General features: G+C 66.0%; 25 protein-coding genes. 20 read left to right on the top strand and 5 right to left on the bottom strand.

Features of this window, described 5'->3' with window-relative positions; genetic code table 11:
* The 11 genes from bufB to AC3WTD_RS07880 all read left to right on the top strand — a co-directional run bounded on the left by bufB (window position 1) and on the right by AC3WTD_RS07880 (window position 10,850).
* The gene (gene bufB / locus AC3WTD_RS07930) at window positions 1-867 is read left to right on the top strand and encodes an MNIO family bufferin maturase (protein ID WP_492613466.1); all 867 of its coding nucleotides are present in this window, start codon (window positions 1-3) and stop codon (window positions 865-867) included.
* The gene (locus AC3WTD_RS07925) at window positions 842-1,627 is read left to right on the top strand and encodes an HvfC/BufC family peptide modification chaperone (RefSeq protein ID WP_492613465.1); all 786 of its coding nucleotides are present in this window, start codon (window positions 842-844) and stop codon (window positions 1,625-1,627) included. Before bufB ends, AC3WTD_RS07925 begins: the two co-directional genes overlap by 26 nt.
* A complete protein-coding gene (locus AC3WTD_RS07920) occupies window positions 1,624-2,145 on the top strand; it encodes a DoxX family protein (RefSeq protein WP_492613464.1) in 522 nt (173 codons plus the stop codon). Before AC3WTD_RS07925 ends, AC3WTD_RS07920 begins: the two co-directional genes overlap by 4 nt.
* A gap of 115 nt (window positions 2,146-2,260) precedes the next feature.
* Window positions 2,261-2,770, top strand: coding sequence for an RNA polymerase sigma factor (locus AC3WTD_RS07915; RefSeq protein ID WP_492613463.1), 510 nt, complete (start codon window positions 2,261-2,263; stop codon window positions 2,768-2,770).
* 25 nt (window positions 2,771-2,795) lie between these two features.
* The gene (locus AC3WTD_RS07910) at window positions 2,796-4,937 is read left to right on the top strand and encodes a dihydrolipoyl dehydrogenase family protein (protein WP_492613462.1); all 2,142 of its coding nucleotides are present in this window, start codon (window positions 2,796-2,798) and stop codon (window positions 4,935-4,937) included.
* Between the two features lie 174 nt (window positions 4,938-5,111).
* Window positions 5,112-6,092, top strand: coding sequence for an arsenosugar biosynthesis radical SAM (seleno)protein ArsS (gene arsS, locus AC3WTD_RS07905; protein WP_492613461.1), 981 nt, complete (start codon window positions 5,112-5,114; stop codon window positions 6,090-6,092).
* Entirely contained in the window at window positions 6,089-7,168 is a 1,080-nt protein-coding gene (locus AC3WTD_RS07900; protein ID WP_492613460.1) for a methyltransferase domain-containing protein, read from the top strand. Before arsS ends, AC3WTD_RS07900 begins: the two co-directional genes overlap by 4 nt.
* Window position 7,169: 1 nt before the next feature.
* Complete coding sequence (locus AC3WTD_RS07895; protein WP_037089004.1) at window positions 7,170-7,856, top strand: TIGR04283 family arsenosugar biosynthesis glycosyltransferase; 687 nt, start codon at window positions 7,170-7,172, stop codon at window positions 7,854-7,856.
* Window positions 7,826-8,533, top strand: a complete 708-nt coding sequence (locus AC3WTD_RS07890; RefSeq protein ID WP_037089023.1) for a TIGR04282 family arsenosugar biosynthesis glycosyltransferase — start codon at window positions 7,826-7,828, stop codon at window positions 8,531-8,533. Before AC3WTD_RS07895 ends, AC3WTD_RS07890 begins: the two co-directional genes overlap by 31 nt.
* A gap of 85 nt (window positions 8,534-8,618) precedes the next feature.
* Window positions 8,619-9,710, top strand: a complete 1,092-nt coding sequence (locus AC3WTD_RS07885) for an inorganic phosphate transporter (protein ID WP_492613459.1) — start codon at window positions 8,619-8,621, stop codon at window positions 9,708-9,710.
* A 414-nt stretch (window positions 9,711-10,124) separates the two neighbouring features.
* Entirely contained in the window at window positions 10,125-10,850 is a 726-nt protein-coding gene (locus AC3WTD_RS07880) for a DUF6969 family protein (RefSeq protein ID WP_492613497.1), read from the top strand.
* 391 nt (window positions 10,851-11,241) lie between these two features.
* Here the strand turns inward: AC3WTD_RS07880 and AC3WTD_RS07875 are convergent, their stop codons facing one another.
* The 3 genes from AC3WTD_RS07875 to AC3WTD_RS07865 form a co-directional block, all read right to left on the bottom strand.
* Window positions 11,242-11,400: a hypothetical protein gene (locus tag AC3WTD_RS07875; protein ID WP_492613458.1), complete on the bottom strand. Its 159-nt coding sequence runs from the start codon at window positions 11,398-11,400 to the stop codon at window positions 11,242-11,244.
* A 181-nt stretch (window positions 11,401-11,581) separates the two neighbouring features.
* Window positions 11,582-12,508, bottom strand: coding sequence for a DUF1259 domain-containing protein (locus tag AC3WTD_RS07870; protein WP_492613457.1), 927 nt, complete (start codon window positions 12,506-12,508; stop codon window positions 11,582-11,584).
* On the bottom strand, window positions 12,505-13,476 hold the full coding sequence (locus AC3WTD_RS07865; protein WP_492613456.1) for a chromate resistance protein ChrB domain-containing protein: 972 nt from the start codon (window positions 13,474-13,476) through the stop codon (window positions 12,505-12,507). Before AC3WTD_RS07865 ends, AC3WTD_RS07870 begins: the two co-directional genes overlap by 4 nt.
* A 52-nt stretch (window positions 13,477-13,528) precedes the next feature.
* On the opposite strand from AC3WTD_RS07865, the gene AC3WTD_RS07860 reads away from it, so the two are divergent.
* Genes AC3WTD_RS07860 through AC3WTD_RS07850 form a run of 3 tightly spaced genes read left to right on the top strand, consistent with a single transcriptional unit; the run spans window position 13,529 to window position 15,837 of the window.
* Window positions 13,529-14,749, top strand: coding sequence for an MFS transporter (locus AC3WTD_RS07860; RefSeq protein ID WP_492613455.1), 1,221 nt, complete (start codon window positions 13,529-13,531; stop codon window positions 14,747-14,749).
* Window positions 14,750-14,806: 57 nt separating this feature from the next.
* Window positions 14,807-15,298 (top strand): YncE family protein, encoded by a 492-nt coding sequence (locus tag AC3WTD_RS07855; RefSeq protein WP_492613454.1) that lies wholly within the window; start codon window positions 14,807-14,809, stop codon window positions 15,296-15,298.
* Window positions 15,232-15,837 carry a YncE family protein gene (locus tag AC3WTD_RS07850; RefSeq protein ID WP_492613453.1) on the top strand — a complete coding sequence of 202 codons (606 nt, stop codon included), beginning with the start codon at window positions 15,232-15,234 and terminating at the stop codon, window positions 15,835-15,837. Before AC3WTD_RS07855 ends, AC3WTD_RS07850 begins: the two co-directional genes overlap by 67 nt.
* Before the next feature lie 203 nt (window positions 15,838-16,040).
* Here the strand turns inward: AC3WTD_RS07850 and AC3WTD_RS07845 are convergent, their stop codons facing one another.
* Window positions 16,041-16,562 (bottom strand): ester cyclase, encoded by a 522-nt coding sequence (locus tag AC3WTD_RS07845; protein WP_221174179.1) that lies wholly within the window; start codon window positions 16,560-16,562, stop codon window positions 16,041-16,043.
* A 409-nt stretch (window positions 16,563-16,971) separates the two neighbouring features.
* Window positions 16,972-18,987 carry a sigma-54-dependent Fis family transcriptional regulator gene (locus AC3WTD_RS07840; RefSeq protein WP_221174180.1) on the bottom strand — a complete coding sequence of 672 codons (2,016 nt, stop codon included), beginning with the start codon at window positions 18,985-18,987 and terminating at the stop codon, window positions 16,972-16,974.
* Between AC3WTD_RS07840 and AC3WTD_RS07835 the strand changes: the two genes are divergently transcribed.
* The 6 genes from AC3WTD_RS07835 to AC3WTD_RS07810 are packed head-to-tail and all read left to right on the top strand — an operon-like array spanning window position 18,932 to window position 23,625.
* A complete protein-coding gene (locus AC3WTD_RS07835) occupies window positions 18,932-19,189 on the top strand; it encodes a phenol hydroxylase subunit (RefSeq protein WP_027491971.1) in 258 nt (85 codons plus the stop codon). The two genes, AC3WTD_RS07840 and AC3WTD_RS07835, sit on opposite strands and share 56 nt — an antisense overlap.
* Before the next feature lie 45 nt (window positions 19,190-19,234).
* Window positions 19,235-20,272: an aromatic/alkene monooxygenase hydroxylase subunit beta gene (locus tag AC3WTD_RS07830; protein WP_492613452.1), complete on the top strand. Its 1,038-nt coding sequence runs from the start codon at window positions 19,235-19,237 to the stop codon at window positions 20,270-20,272.
* A complete protein-coding gene (locus AC3WTD_RS07825; protein ID WP_027491973.1) occupies window positions 20,269-20,538 on the top strand; it encodes an MmoB/DmpM family protein in 270 nt (89 codons plus the stop codon). Before AC3WTD_RS07830 ends, AC3WTD_RS07825 begins: the two co-directional genes overlap by 4 nt.
* 39 nt (window positions 20,539-20,577) lie before the next feature.
* Window positions 20,578-22,140: an aromatic/alkene/methane monooxygenase hydroxylase/oxygenase subunit alpha gene (locus AC3WTD_RS07820; protein WP_492613451.1), complete on the top strand. Its 1,563-nt coding sequence runs from the start codon at window positions 20,578-20,580 to the stop codon at window positions 22,138-22,140.
* Window positions 22,141-22,174: 34 nt separating this feature from the next.
* Window positions 22,175-22,537, top strand: a complete 363-nt coding sequence (locus AC3WTD_RS07815) for a phenol hydroxylase subunit P4 (protein WP_492613450.1) — start codon at window positions 22,175-22,177, stop codon at window positions 22,535-22,537.
* Window positions 22,538-22,548: 11 nt separating this feature from the next.
* A complete protein-coding gene (locus AC3WTD_RS07810; RefSeq protein WP_492613449.1) occupies window positions 22,549-23,625 on the top strand; it encodes an NADH:ubiquinone reductase (Na(+)-transporting) subunit F in 1,077 nt (358 codons plus the stop codon).
* The last annotated feature ends 5 nt before the right edge of the window (window positions 23,626-23,630 follow it).

The following is a 23,630-nucleotide window of genomic DNA, read 5'->3' as shown; positions in this document are numbered from 1 at the left end:
ATGAGCTGCCTGCTGCCACAGGCGCAGCGCCCGATCCCGGCAGAGGCCGGGATTGGCTTGCGTGCGCCGCACATCGCCCGGGTGCTGCAGGAGCGGCCACCGGTGCCGTGGTTCGAAGTGCATAGCGAGAACTATTTCGCCGCCGGCGGTCCGATGCATGCGGCGCTGGAGTGTATCCGCGCGGACTATCCCCTGAGTCTGCACGGTGTCGGCCTGTCACTGGGCTCTTCCGACGCGCTTGACGTTGGACATCTGGCCAGCCTGCGGCGGCTGGTCGACCGCTATCAGCCCGCGCTCGTCTCGGACCACATCTGCTGGGCTGCGATCGGCGGCGTCCACCTGAACGACCTGCTGCCCCTGCCGTATACGGCGGAAGCGCTGGACCTGATGGTCTCGCGCGTGCAGCAGGTACAGGACGCACTGGGGCGCGAGTTCCTGGTCGAGAACGTCTCGAGCTATCTCAGCTTCCGCCACGCCGACATGCCGGAGTCGGCCTTCGTCGCCGAGCTGGTACGCCGCAGCGGCTGCGGCCTGCTGTTGGACGTGAACAATGTTTACGTCAACAGCGTCAATCACGGTTTCGACCCGGGCGAGTACCTGCGCGCCATGCCGCATGCCTCGGTGCGCGAGATCCATCTGGCCGGGTTTCTGCGCAAAGACCGGTTGCCGGTGCCGCTGCTGATCGACAGCCACAGCCGTCCCGTCGCCGACGAGGTATGGGCGCTCTATCGCGAGGCGCTGGAACTGTGCGGACCGCAGCCGACCCTGATCGAATGGGACCAGGACATTCCCGAACTGGAGGTGCTGCTGGCCGAAGCCGCCCGTGCCGAGGAGGAGCTGCATGCCTGCCGCACCGCGATTGCATGAACTGCAGCAGGGCTTTGCCGCGGCCGTGCTGGGCCGCGGCGACGACGTGGCGGCATGGGTCGACGGCGCAGGGCTGGATCCGGCGGTACGGCTGCGCATCTACCGCAACGCGGTGGCCGCTACCCTCAAGGCGGCCCTGCACGACACTTTCCCCACCGTGCATGCGCTGGTGGGCGAGGATTTCTTCGAGGCGATGGCGGCGCGTTACCAGCAGCAGCATCCCTCGACCTGCGGCAACCTGCAGTCCTTCGGCGGCGCGCTGCCCGGGTTTATCGAGGCGATGCCGCAGGCCCGCTCGCTGGGCTATCTGGCGGACATCGCGAGGCTGGACTGGTTGCGCCAGCTGACCGTGCTGGCGCCGGATGCGACGCCTGCCGACGCCCGGGCCGCCGCCGACGCGGCTGCGGTGGAACCGCACCGGCTGCACCTGCGCCTGCATCCGAGCCTGCATCGGCTGCACAGCCGCTGGGCCGTGCTCACGCTGTGGCAGTGGTGCCAGTCGCCCGTCGGGCCCGCTCCGCGTCCCGATCGAGGAGGCGAGAGCGTGCTGTTGTGGCGTGACGGTGGCGAGGTAGCCATGGCTGCGGTTGACCCCGCCACGTTCCGCTGCATCGAGGTGCTGGCCGCGGGCGGCGACGTGGCTGCGGCCCATCGGGCGGCCGCGGACCTGGATGCCGCTTTCGATCTTCAACCCTGTCTGCGGGACCTGCTCGTGCAGGGCCTGGTCGTGGCGTTCAACAACCAAGAGGGCTGCACATGAACAAGCTGCTGTGGCGCACGAGTGGCTATTACCGGCAGCTGGCAGCGGCGCTGTCGAGCCTGGGGCCGGTGGTGCTGTTGCTGTTCCGGGTGTGGGTGGCACTGGCGTTCTGGCGCGCCGGCGTGGTGAAGCTCGACGACCCGGCGGGTACGTCCTACCTGTTCAACAACGAATACCACGTACCCCTGCTGTCCGGCGACGCCGCGGCGTTTCTCGGCACCTGGATCGAGCTGGTCGCGCCGTGGTTCCTGCTGCTGGGGCTGGGCGGACGGCTGACCGCGGGGTTCCTGTTCATCTACAACATCATGGCCGTCGTTTCCTACCCGGATCTGTGGCCGCACGGTTTCTGGGCCGGCCTGGTCGGCAACGATTTCAGCGACCACAAGGTCTGGGCGATGATGCTGCTGGCGGTGATCGCCTGGGGTCCGGGCCCGTTCTCGCTCGATCGTATCCTCGAACGACTCCGGCCCGCGGCGCGGCGCGGCGATGGCGCGGATACCGCGGTACGGGCAGGGTAGCCGGTCGTGCCGGTCAATCCGCTTGAATCCTTTGATGCGCCGGTGTCCTCTATGGGGTGAGAGAACAGGAATCTCCACCGTTTGCACCATCGAGCAACCACGCAAAGGTTCACCCATGCGACATGACCCGATCCTCCTGGAATCCGCGCGGCAGGGCGACCTCGCTGCCGTCGAACGGCTGCTGACCGCCTGCCGCCCCGACCTGCGGCGCATCGCCCAGTCGCAATGCGCCAGCAGCGTGGACCCGGACGATGCAGTACAGGAGTCGTTGCTGCTGATCTACCGCCGGCTCGGCACGCTGCGCACACTCGCCTCGTTTCCCGCCTGGGCCTTCTCGATCGTGCGCCACGAATGCCACCGCCTGCTGCGCGCGATGCGCGGGCAGGTCGCGTTGCCGGAGCCGGATCACGCCATTTTTGTCTATGTCGAGCACCTCGATCTGCGCTCGGACCTGGCCGCCGCCATCCAGTCGTTGCCGGAAAAATACCGGGAGGCGATCATTCTTCGCGATTTCGAGGAGTACTCGATCAGCGAGATCGCCGGCCAGCTCCTGCTGACGCGGGAGGCGGTCAAGAGCCGCATCCATCGTGGCCGCCAGATGGTCCAGGAATATCTCAGGGACTGAGCGCCGCCGACCGGATTCCGTACGCATGAAAAATCGCTCCACGATCCTCCGCTGGCTGATCGTCATCGGCCTGTCCGGTGCGGTCGCCGTGTTCTTCGCGCTGGGCTGGCAGCACCAGTTCACGCTCGCGGCGCTGAAGGCGCACCTGCTCGCGCTGGACGCTTTCCGGCAGACCCATCCGTGGCTGCTCGGCGGTGGGTTTTTCCTGCTGTATGTGGCGGTCACCGCGTTGTCGCTGCCGGTGGCCACCTTGCTGACCCTGGCGGGCGGCGCGATGTTCGGCCTGCTGGAAGGTACGCTGCTGGTGTCGTTTGCCTCCAGCATCGGCGCGACGCTGGCGTTCCTGGCCAGCCGGTTCGTCTTTCGCGACATGGTGCAGCGGCGCTTCGGCCAGCGCCTGCACGCGGTCGACGAGGGCATCCGTCGCGAAGGCGCCCTGTACCTGTTCACGCTACGGCTGGTTCCGGTGATCCCGTTCTTCGTGGTGAACCTGCTGATGGGGCTGACCCGGTTGCCGATACGCGCGTTCTACTGGGTCAGCCAGCTCGGCATGCTGGCGGCGACCGTGGTGTTCGTGAATGCCGGCACCCAGCTGGCCCGCCTGCACTCGTTGTCGGGCATCGTCTCGCCCCGGATCGCCGGCTCACTCGTCCTGCTGGGGGTGTTCCCATGGCTGGCGCGCGGGAGCGTGGCGTGGGTGAAGCAGCGGCGTCTCTATGCAGGCTGGCCGGCGCCGAAGCACTTCGATCGGAACCTGGTAGTGATCGGCGCCGGTTCGGCGGGACTGGTCAGCGCCTACATCGCCGCCGCCGTGCGGGCAAAGGTTACCCTGGTGGAAAGCGACGCCATGGGCGGCGACTGTCTCAATACCGGCTGCGTGCCATCGAAGGCGCTGATCCACGCGGCCCGGCTGGCGGCGCAGGCGCGGGGCGCGACCCGCGTCGGGGTGGATGCCGGCGATGTCAGGGTCGATTTCCGCGCCGTGATGGACAGCGTGCGGCGCGCCGTGCAGGCCGTGGCGCCGCACGACTCGGTGGAACGCTACCGCGGGCTGGGCGCGGACGTGCAGCATGGCCATGCACGCATCGTGTCGCCGTGGGCGGTCGAGATCGACGGCAGGCCTGTCACCACGCGCGCCATCGTGATCGCCACCGGTGCCGAACCCATGGTGCCGGATCTGCCGGGGCTGGCCGAAGCGGGCTACCTTACCTCCGAGACGCTGTGGCAGCTGCAGGACCCGCCCGGGCGCCTGCTGGTACTGGGTGGCGGCCCGATCGGCTGCGAGCTTGCGCAGGCATTTGCCCGACTCGGTACGCAGGTCGTCCAGGTACAGAGCCACGGACGCCTGCTGGTGCGCGAGGATGACGAGGTATCCGCCTTCGTGCGGGCGCGCCTGTCGGCCGATGGCGTGGACGTGCGTACGGACTGCCGCGCCTTGGCGGTCGAACGCGACGGCGGGCAATACGCGCTGGTCTGCGACCACCAGGGCCGGCGCGCAAGAATCCCCTTCGACACCCTGCTGGTGGCGGTCGGGCGCAAGCCCCGCGTCGCCGGCTTCGGGCTGGAGGAACTGGGCATCCCCGTGACCAGGACGGTGGATACGGATGCCTGGATGGCCACGCTGTACCCGAACATCTATGCCTGCGGCGACGTCGCCGGGCCCTACCAGTTCACTCACGTCGCCGCCCACCAGGCGTGGTACGTCGCCGTCAATGCGCTGTTCGGCTCGATCTGGCGTTTTCGCGTCGACTACGCGGTGATTCCTGCGGTGACCTTCGTCGATCCGGAGGTGGCGCGCGTCGGCCTCAACGAGCGCGAGGCGCAGGCGCGGGGCATTGCGTTCGAGACCACGCGCTATGAACTGGACGACCTGGACCGGGCGATCACCGAGGATCAGGCGCATGGCTTCGTGAAAGTGCTGACCGCGCCGGGCAAGGATCGCATCCTGGGCGCGACCATCGTGGGCCAGCATGCAGGCGAAATGCTGGCCGAGTTCGTGCTGGCGATGCGCCATGGGCTGGGACTCAACAAGATCCTTGGCACCATCCACGCGTATCCGACCTGGGCCGAAGCCAACAAGTACGCGGCGGGGAACTGGAAGAAGGCCCATGCGCCCGAACGAGTGCTGCGCTGGCTGGCCCGCTATCACGCCTGGCGGCGGAAGTGAGGACGGCATGAGGAATCACGATTTCATGCCAGGACAGAGGGCCGGGTGCCGCATACTTGCCGTGCGACCGGTATGCGAAGGATCACGGCGTACTGTGGAGGCTCTGCTGCCGGGGCGCCCGGACCGGTCCGCACAGGTGCGCCAGCGCCGCCAACATCGCCAGGACATGCTGCCATGAACGCCGTGCCATCTTTCGCCGCACCATCGTTCGCCCGCTCTCTGCGCGAGCATGGGCTCGCCTTGCCGCGCACGCCGACGGAGATCCTGCAGGTCAACGTCGGCAAGCTGTGCGACCTGGCCTGCCAGCATTGCCACGTGGAGGCCGGCCCCGGGCGCACCGAGATCATGCAGGCGGCCACGGTGGAACGCATCCTGGAACTGCTGGCGAATGCTCCGGGCGTGCATACGGTGGACCTGACCGGCGGCGCGCCGGAACTCAATCCGCATTTCCGCACCCTGGTGCGGGCATCGCGTGCGCTGGGCAAGACCGTCATCGACCGCTGCAACCTGACCGTGCTGTTCCGTCCGGGACAGGAGGGCACCGCCGAGTTCCTGGCCGCGCAGGGCGTCAAGGTGGTCGCCTCGCTGCCTTGCTACAGCAAGGCCAACGTGGAGAAGCAGCGCGGGCAGCACGTTTTCGATCCCAGCCTGCGCGCCCTTCATCGGCTCAATGCGCTCGGCTACGGCCGCGCCGGCTCCGGGCTGGAACTGGACCTGGTCTACAACCCGCTGGGCGCCACGCTGCCGCCGGCCCAGGCGGCGCTGGAGGCGACCTACCGGCGCGAACTGGCCGAACACTTCGGCATCGTGTTTAACCACCTGTTCACCATCACCAACATGCCGATCAAGCGCTTCCTGCACCTGCTCGAGCGCGAGGGCCGCTACGAGCGCTACATGCAGACCCTGCTCGATGCGTTCAATCCGCGGGCGGCGCTGGGTGTGATGTGCCGCAACCTGCTGTCGGTGAGCTGGGATGGCGAACTCTTCGACTGCGATTTCAACCAGGCGCTGGGGCTGCCGCTGGGCGGCCGCCGACGCAGTTTGTGGGAAATCGACGCCCTGGCGGACGTCGGGTACGGCCCGATTGCGTTCGCCAATCATTGCTATGGCTGTACCGCCGGGGCGGGCAGCTCCTGTGGAGGGTCGTTGACATGAGCATGAACCTGGAACAAGACCTCGTCGCCCGCGCGGAAGAGCAGCAATCCGCCGTGCGCAGCTACTACGGCGAAACCCTGCAGTCGAGCCGCGACCTGCGCACCACGGCATGCTGCAGCCTGGAAGCGATGCCGGAAAAGCTGCGTTCGATCCTTGCCCAGTTGCACCCGGAGGTGCGCGAACGCTTCTACGGCTGCGGCTCGCCGCTGCCGCCGGCGGTGGAAGGCGCCACCGTGCTCGACCTAGGCTGCGGCAGCGGGCGGGACGTCTATCTGCTGTCGAAGCTGGTAGGCGAGCAGGGGCGGGTGATCGGCGTCGACATGACCGAGCAGCAGCTGGCGGTGGCCGAGCGCCATCGCGCCTGGCATGCGCAGGCCTTCGGCCATGCGCGCAGCAATGTCACCCTGCAGCTGGGCGATCTTGCGGACCTGGCGGCGCTGGGCATCGCCGATGGCTCCGTCGACGTCGTGGTGTCCAACTGCGTGCTCAACCTGGTGCCGGACAAGCATCGTGCGTTCGCCGAAATATGCCGTGTGCTCAAGCCCGGTGGCGAGCTGTATTTCTCCGACGTGTTCAGCGACCGCCGGCTGCCACGCGAGCTGTTGGCCGACCCGGTGTTGCTGGGCGAGTGCCTGGCCGGCGCGCTGTACGTGGAGGATTTCCGCCGGCTGCTCGGTGAACTGGGCGTGGCCGATGCGCGCGTGTGCGCACGCAGCCCGATTGCGCTGACCGATGCGGCGATCGAGCAACGTATCGGCTTTGCGAACTTCGAGTCGATCACCTGGCGCGCATTCAATCTGCCGCTGGAGGATCGCTGCGAGGATTACGGCCAGGTCGCGACCTACCTGGGCAGCTTGCCCGGGCACCCGCACCGCTTCGCGCTGGACGACCATCACCTGTTCGAGAGCGGCCGCCCGGTGCGGGTCTGCGGAAACACCGCCGACATGCTCTCGGGCAGCCGCTATGCCGCGCATTTCCGCATCGACGGCGACAAGCGGCAGCATTTCGGCCTGTTCGATTGCGCGCCCGCCGCATCGACCGGCACCGCGGCCAGCTGTTCGTCCGGCTGTTGCTGACATGACCTCGTTGTCGGTGATCGTGCCGCTGGCGCCCGGCGAAACCGAATGGCCCGAGCTGCTGCGGCAGCTGGCGGACTTGCCGAGCGGCAGCGAGGTGATCGTGGTGTGCGCCGATGACGAGTCGCGGCCGCCACTGACGACGTGGCCCGCGCAGCTGCACTATCGGCAGTGCCGCAGCGAGGCCGGCCGTGCCCGCCAGCAGAATCTCGGCGCCGGCCTGGCTACGGGCGACTGGTTGTGGTTCCTGCACGCCGACTCGCGCTTGCGTCCCGGCACCCTGCATGAATTACAGCACTTCATCGGGCAGCGCGCCGAGGCGCTAGGTTGGTTCACGCTCGCCTTTCGTGGCGATGGCCCGCGCTGGACGGCGTTGAACGCGGCCGGTGCCAACTGGCGCGCGCGCTGGCTGGGGCTGCCGTTCGGCGATCAGGGACTGCTGTTGCCCAGGCATTGCTTCGCGGCGCTGCACGGCTTCGACGAGCAGGCGCGTTACGGCGAGGACCACCTGCTGGTATGGGCCGCAAGACATGCAGGGTTGCCGCTGCGGCGCATTCCCGCCGTGCTGGAGACCAGTGCGCGCAAATATGCGCGACACGGCTGGTTGAGTACCACGCTCAGGCACTGGCGACTGACCGCGGCACAGGCGTGGCCGGCATGGCGCGCCACGCGGCGGACGAGGGCATGACGACCGCGCTGGCCATTTTCGTCAAGACTCCGGGTCATTCGCCGCTGAAGACGCGGCTGGCAGCCGTTATCGGCGAACGCGCCGCGCTCAACTTCCATCGGCTGGCCAGCGCTGCCGTGGCGGCGGTGGCCGAGTCGGCCCGGCCGCTCATCACGCCTTACTGGGCGGTAGCCGAGGCCGACGACGCGGCACACGCAGCATGGCCGGACTTTCCCACGATCTGGCAAGGGGAGGGCGATCTGGGCACGCGCATGCATCACGTCCTCGAGACCCTGTTGAGCCGGCACGACAGCGTGCTGCTGGTGGGCGCGGACGTGCCGCAGCTCACGTCGGGGCAACTGGCCCAGGCCGCGCAGGCACTGGCCGAGCCCCCGGTGGCGTTCGTGTTCGGTCCCGCCACCGATGGTGGCTTCTGGTTGTTCGGCGCCAACACGCCGGTGCCGCTGGCGATCTGGCAGTCGGTGCGCTATTCGCAGGGCGACACCTGCCTGGCGTTGCGCAGGGCACTGCCAGCGACGGGAAGCATCGCCGATCTGCCCGTGCTCGCCGATGTCGACAACGCCGACGATCTGCCGCGGGTGCTGGGCGCGCTTGGCCGGCTGCCGGAGGCCTTGCCGGCGCAGCGTGCGCTGGCGGATTGGATGCAGCGGCAACTTGCAGAATTTCCAACCGCCTGAATCGTTTTGCCACCCGGATGGCTCTATGGCATGTGGCCTTGTGCCTTACAGCTTCGTCTTCGCGTGACGCTACCCGGGATGCCCGATGGAAACCCTGCTCGTACTGACCGTGCTGTTCCTCGCCGCCACCAACGGCGCCAACGATAATTTCAAGGGCGTGGCCGTCCTGTACGGCAGTCGCCGCGCCGGTTACTGGACCAGCCTGGGCTGGGCGAGCATCACCACCCTGGCCGGATCGTTGTCCTCGGTGTTCCTCGCGCGTGCGCTGCTGAAGGCGTTCACGGGTGCCGGCCTGGTGCCGGCCGAGGTCGCGGCACAGCTACCGTTTGCGCTGGCGGTCGCCGGCGGCGCCGGTATCACGGTCGCGCTGGCCGCCTGGCGTGGGCAGCCGATCTCGACCACCCACGCGCTGGTCGGCGCGATGAGCGGTGTCGGCCTGATGGCGGTCGGCTCGGCGGTGAAATTCGGCACGCTGGGACACAGCTTCCTGCTGCCGCTGCTGGCGACTCCCGTCATTGCGGTCCTGCCGGCCTACCTGCTGGCGCCGTGGCTGCGCCGGCTGACCGCCCGAGCAGAGCGCGAGCCGGAGTGCGAGTGCACGGTGAGTGCGGTGCAGGTCTCTGCGGACGGACTGATGCTGCGTACGGGCATGCCGGTGGCTCTCGCCGGTACCGTGGCCGAGTGCGAAAGCGTCGGGGCCCGGCGGGTGTGGCGGCCCGATGCCCGTGGCCTGGTGGATGGCCTGCTGTATCTCTCCGGCGGTGCGGTCAGTTTCGCCAGGGGCCTGAACGACACACCCAAGATCGCGGCGCTGCTGCTGCCGGTCGCCGCGCTGGACGGTAACGCCTCGGCGCTGGCGGTCGGCCTGGCGATGCTCGTCGGCGGCCTGTTGGGGGCGGCCCGTGTCGCCCGCACCATGAGCGACAGGATCACGCGGCTCGATGCCGGCGGGGCGCTGGCCGCCGGCCTGACCACCAGTCTGCTGGTCGGCACGGCGTCATTCAGCGGATTGCCGGTGTCCACGACCCATGTGTCGGTCGGCGCACTCGCCGGTAGCGGCATCAGCAATGGTGCCGGCGTGGATCGCCCCGTGATGACCGCCATCGTCCTTTCGTGGTTGATCACCGTGCCCGTCGGCGCGATGTTCGGCGCGCTGCTGTATTTGTGGCTCGGTTGAGCGGTGGCGAAGCCGAGCCCACGGCCTGGACGATGATTTTCCGCCGCTCGCGCCGGCCTCCTGCCTGCGATACGGGTGGGCACGCTTCGCCGCATCGGTTTCCTGAATCCTTTCGTTCGCCGGCGGCCTCTCTGTTGTCGAGACCCTGCGTCTCTACCCGTACTTCTGCCTTTCACCTGCATTGGAGAACCCCATGAAAGCTTCCGTGAAACTCGCCTCGCTCGCCGCGTTGACCGCTGCCATCGTTGCCCTCCCCGCAGCTGCCGCGGACACGAGCGGCGCCCAGGCCAAGTGCGGGCCGGCGACGAGCATGACCAAGTGCGGCGCCAAGTGTGCGGCAGGCAAGTGCGCTGCCAAGAAGCACCCGCACCGGCACATGAAGGCGAAGTGTGGCGCCAGCAAGTGCGCACCCAAATGTGCACCCAAGTGCGGAGCGAAGTGCGCTCCCAAGTGCGCTGCCCAGCACTGATGGCACCGGCGCCTGGCCGGCGGCATCGGGGCCCCGTTGGCGGTACCGACGCCGATGCCGCCGGCCGGCGCTTGCTGGAAACCTACGCCGTCCTGGCGGCGCGCGGCGAGCATTTGTTGCAAGGCCTGCTTGCGGGCAAGCTCCCGCGACAATGGCAGCACTATCCCGAAAACGATGCGATCGATCGAGTCAGTGGCTACCAGTGGTTCTACCACTCGCACTCACCCGAAGATCGACCCGGCACCACCGAGCACGGTCACTTCCATCTGTTTGCCCGCCGTCCGCTGTGGGCAAGGCGGCTCCGGTCGGGCGCGGAAAAGGCCTTCGCCGCGTTGACCGGCGATCCGCAGGCATCGGTCACCACCCGGCACCTGCTGGGCATAGGCATGAGCGCCAAGGGCGTGCCAACCAGTCTGTTCACCGTCAACAGCTGGGTTACCGGCGACCTGATGCTGAGCGCCGCGAGTACCGAACGGCTGCTGGCCCGGATGCGCCTGGACACCGGCCACGCCAGCATCGACGCCGTACTGGAGAGCGTGGTCGCGCTGTGTGCCAGCGAGATTCACGAAGTCATGGCGGCGCGCGATGCCACCTTGTCCAGCAGGCCGGCACATGGCGTAGTGGCGGATCAGAACCTGGAGCTCCTGTCGGAAATGACCATCGTGTTGTGAGCCAGTACCCCAGATTCGTCTTTTGACATCGTGCTGCTCAAGACCCGGGCGCGTCGCTCCACAGGAAGCAGGCAGACATGGCGCTGGAACGGTCTCTGCACGACCTGGCTTGCGCATGACTACCGCGAGCGGCCCAAAAACCGTCTCTGAAACGTCCCGGACCCATGTCGAACGAAATGATTGGAGAACGTTGTCGAGGAGCAGGGAAGGAGTGGCTTCCGCGAATACCCGGATCGGCGCATGAATCCAACTGGGAATTTGCAGTCTCTTCAAATTGACGCCTTTGGACCGCACCGGTCGCCCGGAGGGCGACTTGGAGAGCGACATGCGCATCAGGACCCCGGCGCCTGTACCGGAATTTCGAACGCAGGGCATCCACGGCGCACCCGATTCATCTCGACGCCTTGCGGGGCAGGCGGGTGCTGCTGAGCTTCTTTCGCGATGCTGCCAGCAGCCGCACCTCGGTGTGGTAGGCCGTGGGTTCGCCCGCATGCGGGTCCTGTTGGGTCAGCACCATAACGAACGTGGATGCCCAGGCGGGTTCGTCCAAAGCACCATCCAGGTGGATGGTGCTGTCAGGAACCCGCAGCGCGCGGATCTCGGCGGGTGAAGCCGGTACTGACGAGGGCGTTCTGCGTGTGCGCCCGCGTTGCCGTGGTGGCCGTCATCATGGCCACCCCGATCGCAAGCTGCAGCGACGCACTCCGCATGGTGCTCCTTGGGCGTGATGGTCAGTGCTTCGCGCTGGCGACCTGGGCATTCAGTGCCGCACGGAATCCGTGCGCGAGGTTGGCGGCTTTGCCCTTGCCCCAGAAGTGGGTGAAGTAGTAGTTCGGATTCTCATCCATCATGTGGTTGTGCAGGGCCACGATGTGGATGCCGTCCTTGCGCAGTGCCTGCAATACCGGACGCGCCTCGTCGGCGCGCATGATGAAATCGCCATCGATGGACGCCAGCTCATCGCTACCGCTAAACGCGGCCCAGGTGGTCAACCCCATGGATGCGCCAATGGGTTGTCCGTGCATCTGTCCCTCTCGTGCGATGGTGACCTTGGCCACCCCATCGGTGACCGGTGCAGGGTGCCCGATGATCGTGGCGATCGATGTCGCATTCAATTTGCCCGGAGACGGTGTGGCGCCGCCGAACCCTTGCGCCGGCTGAGGATGGGTTGCGCGTACCGCTTTCACCGCATCCCACACCGCTTTGACGCCAGCGGCCAGCTGCGTCGGTGAACCCTCGCCACCGAGGTGCATGAAGTACACCTTCGGCTGGTCGTAGAAGAAATGGTTGTGCAGCCCGGTGACGCTCAGGCCGTGTGCGAAGGCGGCATCCATGGCGACATCGACCTCGTCCTGGAAGACGACAGTGTCCCCTATGACCATGGCCTGATCACCCATCGCGGTGAAGGACGCCCAGGAGCCGAGGCCGGCGGCCGGCGACAGGCGCATGCCGTCGACAGTCACCGGTACGTCCGAGCGACTCCAGCCGATCTTGATGGCACCATCGGGCTGCGCCTTGGCGTCGACGCCGGCGGCCTTGCCGATCGTGGCGGGATCCAGGGTCGTGGCGACAGAGGGCAGGGCTGCCGCGGTCAGGCTGAGCGCGATCAGCGCGAGGCAAAGCGGGCGCAGGCAGGGGCGGAAAACGCGGGCGTTCATGGCGATTCTCCGGGTGGGTCGAGGTAGGCGGCGTACAAACAGTCGAGCACGATGGCCATGTCCTGCAGCAAGCCGTCGTCGTCGTTGCCGCGACGGCTTCGCGCACCGGCCATGACACTGGCAAAGCCGGCGGCATCGGCGACCGGCACGCCGCCGATGTCGAGGTAGTGGATCAGGCGACCCAGACGAGCCAGGCCGGCATTGCGATCCAGGTCGAAACTGGTCGCCAGGACTTCGAAACTCACCCGGGCACCGACGTGCGTGAACGTGGCACCGTCGAAATCGAAGCCCAGGGCGTCCGCTGGACAATCCGCGGGCTGGTCCAGCCAGAGGAAGCGGGCATCCGGATCGATGAAACGCCGGATCAGCCAGGCCGCAGCCACCCGATCGATCCACAGGTGTTTGCGGGTGGCCCAGAGGCGACCGCGGTACTCGGCGGCGTTCCGACGGGCAATCAGCCCATGTGCAGTGTGAGGTTCGTCCTGCGCGAACTGGCCGTTGAGGGTCTGCTCGGCATCGCGCAAGGCGGTTTCGGCGTGATCCCGCGCCTTCCCGGGGAAGAAATCGACGGCAACGACGCCCTCCACCGCACGGCGAGCCGCCGCCAGCCGTCGGCGCGCCTCGCTCTCCGCCAGACCGGGCAGCTCGACCATCACCATGGACAACTGCTGCAGCCCTTCGGCGTAGAGCGCCGATCGGTCAAATGCGCCTCGCAGCTGGGCTTCCTGAGTGGCATCGGTCGCATGGAACGGCACGATCTGGGCGATCCCACCGATACGCATGACCTCCTCGGCCTGGGCTTGGAAAAGGTCCCGGGCCGATGCGTTGTCCGGCAGCACATACACCCCGTCGCGCAGCGCCTCGGCGCCGGCTCCTTTGAGCGCACGCCACAGCCGCATGCGTGGTGTCTGGCTGCGTCCCGGCAGCGATACCACCAGCATCAGCCAAGGCGATGGATTTGTTTTCATGTAGCGTACGCTACATCAATGTAATAACATCTACAAGAACTCGGATCTGCCTATGAATTTAGTGGCCGCATCCTCACGGCGGACGTTCGATCCGCTACATGGCTTGTTTGCCGCCCGCGCATTACGCGATTTTGGCGACAGCTTCGTCGCGATCCTGCTGCCGGCCTATCTGCTGGCGCTGGGTTTCTCGCCGTTCGCGGTCGGCGTACTGGCCACTGCCTCGCTGCTCGGTTCGGCGTGCCTGACCTTCGCGGCCGGGTGGCTGGGTGCACGCTACGGAGTCCGCCGGCTATTGCTGTTCGCCGCCGGACTGATGGTCGCCAGCGGGCTGGCGTTCGCCATCTTTCGTGATTACGGCGTTCTGTTGATCGTCGCCTTCGCCGGCACGATCAACCCGTCCGCAGGCAACGTCAGCGTGTTCGTACCGTTGGAGCATGCCGCACTGGCACGCGAAGCCGGCGATCAGGACCGCACCCGGATGTTCGCGCGCTACAGCGTGGCCGGCGCCTTGGCCGCGGCCGTGGGTGCGCTGATCGCCGGAGCCCCTGAACTGGCGACGTCGCTCGGCGTGGACCGGTCGACCGCGATGCGGGCCATGTTCGTGCTGTACGCCTTGCTGGGAGTGGCGGGGCGATACCTCTATACGCGCCTTCCCCGGCATGCCGTCGATGGAGCGGCCATCCCGGTGAGTGCACTTGGCCCTTCGCGCGGCATCGTCATGAAGCTCGCGGCCCTGTTCAGCCTGGACGCCTTCGCCGGCGGATTCGTCGTGCAGTCACTGCTCGCCTTGTGGTTGTTCCAGCGGTTCCATCTCTCGCTGACGGCGGCCGGTGTGTTCTTTTTCGGCACGGGATTGCTGTCCGCGCTGTCGTATCCGGTGGCCGCGCGACTGTCGCGACGCATCGGCCTGGTCAACACGATGGTATTCACGCACATCCCCTCCAGCATCGCGCTGATGCTCGCGGCTTTCGCCCCGTCGCTTGCGTCGGCGCTGGCATGGCTGCTGGTACGCGCCGCGCTGTCGCAGATGGATGTGCCGACGCGCTCGTCCTACGTGATGGCCGTGGTGACCGAGGCGGAGCGCAGCGCTGCCGCCAGTTTCACTTCGGTGCCGCGTAGCTTGGCTTCCTCCGCGAGTCCTGCGCTGGCGGGTGCGCTGTTCGCAGCTTCGTCTTTCGCCTGGCCGCTGCTGATCTGCGGCTCACTCAAGATCCTCTACGACCTGCTGTTACTGGCGCAGTTCCGGCACCTCAAGCCACCGGAAGAACGGTGACGTCATGGCAGCATACGTAGCGCGTAGCATGTGTGCTTTGGACACGCGTGCCGGCACATGAACCTCAAGGCAGACCGCACCCTCTGTCGAGGCCTGATGGCCTTGGTGGCCTTTGCATCACTGTTGGTAACCACGCCCGCGTGCAGCGGGGCGAACAGTCCGGGTAGCCGGTTGCCGCTGACCACGCTCGCGGAGGTGCTATTGCCCGGCAGAGCCACGCGCTGGGACTACGCCAGCCTCGACCAACGAAGCCATCTTCTTTTCCTGGCGCATCTGGGCGACAGCGCCGTCGTCGTGTTCGACACCGCCCAGCGCAAGGTGGTGGCGACCATTCCCGACGTCAGCTCCGTCCACGGTGTGCTGTATGTGCCGGAGCTGGATCGGGTATACGCCTCGGCGACCGGCGCCGATGAAGTGGTCGCCATCGACGCCAAAACCTTCAAGATCATTGCGCGCACGCCGGCGGGGATTATCCGGACGGCATGGCCTATGCCCCGGACGTGCACAAGCTGTATGTCTCCGACGAACACGGCGGCACCGATACCGTGATCGACGTGCGATCGAACGCCCGGGTGGCCACGATCCCGCTGGGCGGCGAGGTGGGCAACACCCAGTACGATCCGGTCACCCGGCACATCTTCGCGAACGCGCAGACCCGCAAGCAGCTGGTGGAAATCGACCCAGCTACCGACAGGGTGATCAGCCGGATCAGCCTTCCCGGAGCCGTCGGCAATCACGGCCTCTACATCGATGGCGCCTCACGTCTGGCTTTCATCGCCTGTGAGGACAACAGCAAGTTGCTGGTGCTGGACCTGACCAGTCAAAAGGTGCAGGCCACCTTCGACGTTGCCGATGATCCGGATGTCCTGGCTTTCGATGCCTCGCTAGGCTGGCTCTACGTGGCCGGTGAATCCGGCGAGGTGTCGATCCTCCAAGTCACCGGGCAGGCCGTTCGACCGCTCGCTACCGCGATGCTCGGCCCGAATGCCCACGTCGTCGCCGTGGATGGCACCACGCACCAGGCCTATTTCCCGTTGAAGCCCATGTGGGGCAAGTCCAAGCTGCGAATCACGCGACCACAGCTGTAGGTTGGTTCACCCCGGAGTCGGCGACCGAAAGCGCGTGAAACCCATGCTCTGGATACCGCCGCCCAGTACGGTTGCTCAGGCGCATGGAGGGCACGCAACAAAGGGAGGTCCTCGACCCACACCGGCTCGACCAATCTCAATGCGTGCCCGATTCCGACGGCCTGAAGGCGGTCTCGGTTACCGCTCAACTCTATCGAGGCCTTCTAAGCCCAGATGTACTCTTCAGCAATGGCGCCGTCGCGCCACTTGGCGACGGTTACCATGCGTCCTCCGCCTTCGAACTCGCCGACGACGCAAGTCCACTCACCGGATCCGAAAGCAATCGGATGGGAGGTTATCTGCGGTGGCGTGCCACCCGCCGATTCGACATACGCTTTCATGGCGTCGATATGCTGCTGAATCCCGCGAGTCGGAGCCTGACCCTTCCAGTCCACCAGAACATCGTCGGTGTGGTGATGGGCGAACACTCCGGTCCAGTCGCCGTTGTTCCATCCGGTGAAGTCGAGATCATCCATGCCCTTCAGATTACGTTTAACCGCGTCGCCTTGCATGGGCCTCTCCTGTTCTGGCTGCGAATCAGACTCCCGAACCGTAGCACCGGCAAAATGCCACAACAACGTCCTGCCGCCCCGCATTGCCAAACGGCAACCACAGGAACTGCCGTAGTCGCCGACCCGTGTGGCCTTGGTACCCGTGACCGTGCCGTTGCTGGTGTTGTCGATCATGCTGCCCGCATGGATCGTGGCGGCGAAGGCCGCGCATAACCAGCAACCATGGCGCCACCCTTGGTCGTGATTCACGACGATTCGGAGCGCAGGCAAGCATTCGAAAGAACGAGACGATTTCGGACCTCAAGCTGGCCCATGACAGAGCGCCCCGAAGATCCGCTCCAACCCGAATGGCTGCCGTTCGCGTGACTATGCTGATGTCGGCAGTTGGCCGGGAGCTGACGTAGGGCGCGCGATTAGGGCGCGTTATCGGGGGTAGGGTGATGCGCGCGGCGATCACGCCCCTAGTGACGACGTCGGATTCTGTATTCCGCCGCCTATGGTTTCGCGCGGCGGACAAGTTCGACTGGTACCGACCGGGATGGCTACAAGCTACGCTCAAATTTCATCCACTTGGTCGCTCGGTTCAATCCCCCTTGTCTATATCTCGCATGCATTTGATCCGATAGGCGAGTTTTGCGCGGCTGATGCCGAGCAGTTTCGCGGCGCGGGTCAAGTTGCCGCCCGAGCGTTCCACCGCCATCTGCAGCAGGCCGTCTTCCAGTTCCTCCAGCCCGATGCCGGATTCCAGCACGCGCTCGGCCAGCGTGTCGGCATGGCGGGGGGTATCGGTGCCGATCGCGCCGGATGCCTGCAGGTGCTGCGCGGGCATCGAGCCAGCGTGCGGGAAAAGATGGTGCTGGTCGATCGCCGAGTTGTCCGGCGTCAACAGCACACCGCGCTCGATGACGTTCTCCAGTTCGCGGATGTTGCCCGGCCAGGCGTAATCGACCAGGGACTGCATCGCGCGGTCGCTCAGGCCGCGGATCTGCTTGCCCACAGGGCGGGAAAATTTCTCGATGAAGCGCTCCGCCAGCAGCGGGATGTCCACGCGGCGTTCGCGCAGCGGCGGAATGGTGATGGGAAAGGTGGCCAGTCGGTAATACAGGTCGGCACGGAAGCGTCCCTCCTGTACGGCCTTGAGCAGGTCGACGTTGGTGGCGGCGACGACGCGGACGTTGACGACCTTGACCCGTTCCCCGCCCAGTCGCTCGATCTCGCCGGATTGCAGCGCACGCAGCAGCTTGACCTGCGCGCTGGGCGGCAGATCGCCGACCTCGTCGAGGAACAGCGTGCCGCCGTCGGCGCGCTCGAAGCGGCCGGCGCGGCTGCTCTGCGCATCGGTATAGGCGCCCTTCTCGACGCCGAACAGCTCCGCCTCGATCAGGTTATCGGGTATCGCGCCGCAGTTGACCGCGACGAACGGCTGCGCCGCGCGCGGCCCATTGTCATGCAGCCAGTGCGCGAAAATCTCCTTGCCCACGCCCGTCTCACCCAGCAGCAGCACGCTGATCTGGCTGGGTGTGGCGTTGCGGAGCAGGGCCATCGCGTCGAGGAACTTCGACGATGCGCCCACCAGCGGGCCATCGTAGCGCGGGCGGGCGATGGATGAGCGCAGGTGCTCGACCTCCATCTGCAGGTCGAGCAATTCGTGCGCGATCGAATCGGGGCGGAAGTACTGCAGGTAGTCGGGATCGTGCCATTCCTCGGCCGGCTTGCCGACGATGCGACAGCAGGGGTCGCCTTGCGCCGTGCACTCCACTTCCTTGAACACGATGAAGCGGTTCATGAAGGCGCTGGTATAGCCCGAGGCATAACCGATCTGCGACCAGCATTCCGGATCGTCCGAATAGCCGGACTCGCGCACGTGTGATTCGCATTCCCAGGAGTTCTGCCACAGGTATTCGCCGTAATAGCGACCGCGCTGGATGTCGATATCCTGCTTGACCTTGACGACCTTGACGACGCCCTCCAAGGAATGCAGCAGCGGCCCGGTGGCGAAGCTCTCGACCTGATCGACCAGGTCTGGGCGCAACTTGCGCGCCAGCTGCGCATCGCGCTGGCCGGAAACGAAGCCCATGCGCAGCAGCAAACCACGCGCGCGCTGCTCGCCCAAGCTTTCCAGCAGCTCGCGCCGCAACGCGCCGAGCGCGCCGGTGTGCAACAACATCATGCGGTGCTGGTCGAGCCAGATGAGCCCGCTCGACGATTCAAAACGAATCAGCGATCGGAGCGAGTCGAGCAGGTCGTTCTGAACAGAAATCGCTGGCATCGGAGCCGCCACGGAAGAGGTGGGCCGGTGGCACGCCGCCCGTCTTTCGGGCGTTGCAGGCCGTTCGGCAGGGCCTAGCACAGTTTGATTGCACTGCAGCATGCGCAAATCATCAAGCTGCGGCGCATCAATTGACCATTTGCGCAAACGCAGCCCGGCACCGTTCGCGGCTTGGCCGGCGCAAAGCGCGCTGTGAAGCCGTTCGTGAAGGCTTGGCACGGCGATTGCGTTTAGGGACTGCCAAGGCGTTCCGCCTGCGCAACAGGAGCAGCTGATGAATGCATCAACCCAGCCGGCATTTCGCCAACCCGCGACGACGGTGCGCGTCACCGGGGGCATCGGGCAGCGCTTCGTGCAGTTCGAGTTTTCCCTGGGCGATCCGGATTTGACCGTGGAGCTGGTAATGCGGCCCGAGCAGTTTCGCGAGTTCTGTGCCCGGCATCACAGCCGTTTCCTGTCAGACCCGGAGTGCGCAGCCGTGGACGCCGAGCGGCTGAAATGGCGTTACGGCAAACCCGACGTCGAGAGCTGAGCCGGTTCGACCGGCGCCACCGACACACAATCACAGGAGCTTTTCATGCAGGTCGACATCAAGACAAGTGATATCCGGCCAATCCGGCAGACGTTCTCGCAAATAGCGCGCCGGTTCGGGGCTGACAAGCCGGCCACGCGTTACCAGGAGGCGACGTTCGACCTGCAGTCAACGGCCAATTTCCACTACAGGCCGCTTTGGCAGCCCCAGTACGACCTGTACGACGTGCGCCGCACCGCCATCGTGATGGATGACTGGTATGCCTTCCGCGATCCCCGCCACTACTACTACGGCGTGTATGTCCAGGCGCGGGCCAGGCAGCAGGAAGTGCAGGAGAGCAACTTCGAGTTCGTCGACCGCCGCAGGATGCTGCGCGATGCCGCGGAAGCCGACCGCGCGCGTCTGACCCGCCTGCTGGTGCCGCTGCGCCACTACGAGTGGGGCGCCAACATGAACAACTGCACTGTGGTGGCCTATGGCTACGGTGCGGCCATCACGCAGGCCGCGCAATTCCACACCATGGATCGTCTTGGCCTGGCGCAGTACCTGACCCGGATTGGCCTGCTGCTGGACGGCAACGACACCGCCGTACTCGACCAGGCCCGGCAGGACTGGCTGGGCGACCCATGCTGGCAGGGCGTGCGCGCCTGCATGGAAAAGCTGTTCGTCACCGCGGACTGGTTCGAAGTGCTGCTGGTGCAGAATTTCCTCTTCGATGGCCTGGTGTATCCGCTGGCCATGAGCCGCCTGGAGCAGGTGCTCGCACCGCAAGCGGCCAGTGGCTACGCCCTGTCCACGGAGTTCGCCCAGAGCTGGTATGAGGAAAGCGTCCGCTGGGTGGATGCCAGCCTGCGCACTGCGGTCGCCGAGTCGGAGGCCAATGCGGTGCTGCTCAAGCAATGGATCGAGCACTGGTTGCCAGCATGGGTCGATGCCTTCTGGCCATGGGCGACGGCGGCGTTCGGCGACCAGGCTGAGGCCGTCATCGCCGAAGCCGTCGGTGACCTTGTCGCCCGCGCCGGGCGGGTCGGCATCGCCGTGAATACTTCGTCGCCGTCCGACCCGACCGGGAGGAAGCCATGAACAACAACGTCTTCATCGCCCTGCAAACCAGCGACGAGGCCCGCGCCATCATCGATGCGATCCTCGATGACAACCCTGCGGCCACACGTTCGGATTTCCCCGCCATGGTGAAGATCGATGCGCCGGGACGGCTGGTCGTGCGGCGCGAGTCCGTGGGCCAACGCCTGGGTCGCGACTGGGACCTGCAGGAACTGCACCTCAGCCTGATCTCGCTGTCGGGAAACATCGACGAAAGCGACGACGAATTCTGTCTGGTCCGCGGCTGACGCGGTACCCACACCACACTCCGTACCGACGAGAGAACCATGAACAAGCGAGCCTCCGATATCGTGGCGAAAGGCGCAGACAACGCCAAGGCTGCCCCACGCAAAGTGGGCCTGAAAGAGCGCTACAGCCTGATGACGCGCGACCTTGGCTGGGACACCACCTACCAGCCGATGGACAAGGTCTTTCCGTTCGACAAGTTCGAGGGCATCAAGATCCACGATTGGGAAGGCTGGCAGGACCCGTTCCGGCTCACCATGGATGCCTATTGGAAGTTCCAGGGCGAAAAGGAACGCAAGCTCTACGCCATCATCGATGCCTTCCAGCAGAACAACGGCCATCTCAACGTCACCGATGCACGCTACATCAATGCACTGAAGCTGTTCTTCCAGGGTGTGTCGCCACTGGAAATAGCCGCCAGCCGCGGCTATGCCATGGCCGGTCGCAACTTGCGCGGGGTCGGTGCGCGGGTCGCCTGCCAGATGCAGGCGATCGACGAACTGCGCCATGCGCAGACGCAGGTCCACACCATCAGCCACTACAACAAGTTCTTCAGTGGCCTGCACGATAACATCCACATGTACGACCGCGTCTGGTACCTGTCGGTGCCCAAGTCCTATTTCGAGGACGCCATGACGGCCGGTCCATTCGAGTTCGTCACGGCGATCTCCTTCTCGTTCGAATACATACTGACCAACCTCTTGTTCATGCCCTTCATGTCGGGCGCCGCGTTCAACGGCGACATGGCCACGGTGACGTTCGGTTTCTCCGCGCAGTCGGACGAGTCGCGCCACATGACGCTGGGGTTGGAGATCGTGAAGTTCCTGCTGGAGCAGGATCCCGCCAACCTGCCCATCGTGCAGCGCTGGATCGACAAGTGGTTCTGGCGCGGCTACCGGCTGCTGGCGCTGGTGGCGATGATGATGGATTACATGCTGCCCAAGCGCGTGATGTCCTGGTCCGAGGCCTGGGAGATCTACTTCGAGAAGAACGGCGGCGCGCTGTTCGAGGATCTGTCCCGCTACGGGGTACGCATGCCGAAGTACCACGAGGTGGCGCAGAAGGAAAAGGCGCACCTGTCGCACCAGGTCTGGAGCACGTTCTACAACTTTTCCCATGCTGCGGCCTTCCACACCTGGATACCCGGCGACGGCGAGAAGGAGTGGCTCGCGGAGAAATATCCCGACACCTTCGACAAGTTTTATCGCCCGCGCTTCGAGCACTGGGACGGCCTGGCGAAGAAAGGCGAGCGCTGGTTCAGCCCCGGGCTCCCGATGCTGTGCCAGACCTGCCAGGTCCCGATGTTGTTCACCGAGGTCGACACGGACCCGACACGCATCTGCTTCCGCGAGAGCGACTACAAGGGCGCCAAATACCACTTCTGTTCGGACGGCTGCAAGGACATCTTCGACTACGAGCCGGAGAAGTACGTGCAGGCGTGGCTGCCGGTACACCAGATCTTCCAGGGCAACTGCGGCGGCGCCACCGTGCCGGAGGTACTGACCTGGTACCACTTTGCGCCCGGGGTGGACAACGGCGACCACGACCTGTCGCCCGACAAGGCCAACTGGGATCGCTGGACCGGCACCCGCACCACCGATTGAGGCAGACCGCTCAACTTTCCGAGGAGATTCGCGCATGGCCGTCCAGGCACTCTCACCCGACTATACCGGCGTTCCCCGCGACGCCGAGGAAAACTTCCACGGCAACCGCCTGCTCTATCTCCACTGGCGGGATCACCTGATGTTCTGCGCACCGTTCTGCATTCCGGTGTCGCCCGACATGCGCTTTGCCGTCTTGCGCGACGAGGTACTGCCCGGTCTGTACGGCTCACATCCGGACTTCGTCCGGATCGACTGGAAAAAAGTGCAGTGGCAGCACGGCCAGGACGCTTGGATGCCCGATCCGACCAAGAGCCTGGCGGACAACGGCCTGGTGCACAAATCGCTGGTGCAATTTCGCACACCGGGGCTGACCGGCATCGCCGGCAGCGGTACGTAAGGAGCCTCGGCATGGCCTACCAGCTCACCATCGAGCCTTTGGGGCAGACCGTGGAGGTCGAGCAGGACCAGACCATCCTGGATGCCTGCCTGCGGCAGGGCGTGTGGTTGCCGCATGCGTGCTGCCACGGGCTTTGCGGCACCTGCAAGGTGCAGGTCGTGCAGGGTGAGTTCGAGCACGGCAACGCCAGTCCGTTCGCGCTGATGGATTTCGAGCGGGAGGAGAGCCAGGCGCTGGCCTGCTGCGCGACCCTGCACGACGACGCGGTGATCGAGGCGGATGTCGACGAGGACCCGGATGCGCTGTACCTGCCGCTGGAGGATCGCCAGGCCGAGGTGGTGCGGATCGAGGACCTGACGCCCACCGTCAAGGGCATCTGGCTGCGTCCGGACCGGAGCGTGTCATTCCAGGCTGGCCAATACCTCAACCTTCACCTGCCGGGCGTCGATGGGCCGCGTGCGTTTTCGCTGGCCAATGCGCCAGGCGAGGATTTGATCGAGCTGCACGTGCGCAAGGTGCCAGGCGGTGCCGCCACGAGCTGGCTGCACGATACGTTGAAGGCTGGCGACCGGCTGCATCTGACCGTGCCGATGGGCCGATTCTTCGTGCGCAAGTCAGCCGGCTTGCCGGTGATCCTGCTGGCCGGCGGCTCGGGGCTTTCCAGCCCGAAGTCGATGCTGGCCGACCTGCTGGCCGAAGATTTCGCACACGACATCTGGTTGTTCCAGGGTGCGCGCGACCGCGGCGAGCTGTATTTCGCCGACCACTTCGAGCAGCTCGCGTGCAGGCATCCTCGGCTGCACTACGTGCCGGTGCTGTCCAACCTTGCCGACGACGATCCGTGGACTGGTGCACGGGGGTTCGTGCATGAAGAGTTGAAGCGGCGCTTCAGCCAGGACGGCGGCGCCAGCGCGGATTTCCGCGGCCACCAGGCCTACCTGTGCGGCCCGCCGCCGATGATCGAGGCCTGCATCGCGACGCTGATGCAGGGCCGCTTGTTCGAGCGCGACATCTACACCGAGAAATTCATCACCGCCGCCGATGCCGCCGCGTCGGCGCGGCGCAGCCCACTGTTCCGGGCCTTGTAGGAGAT

This window comes from Rhodanobacter sp. FW106-PBR-R2A-1-15 (assembly GCF_058789735.1).
The sequence above is the reverse complement of the archived record's forward strand: the minus strand, read 5'-3'. Positions and strand labels throughout refer to the sequence as shown.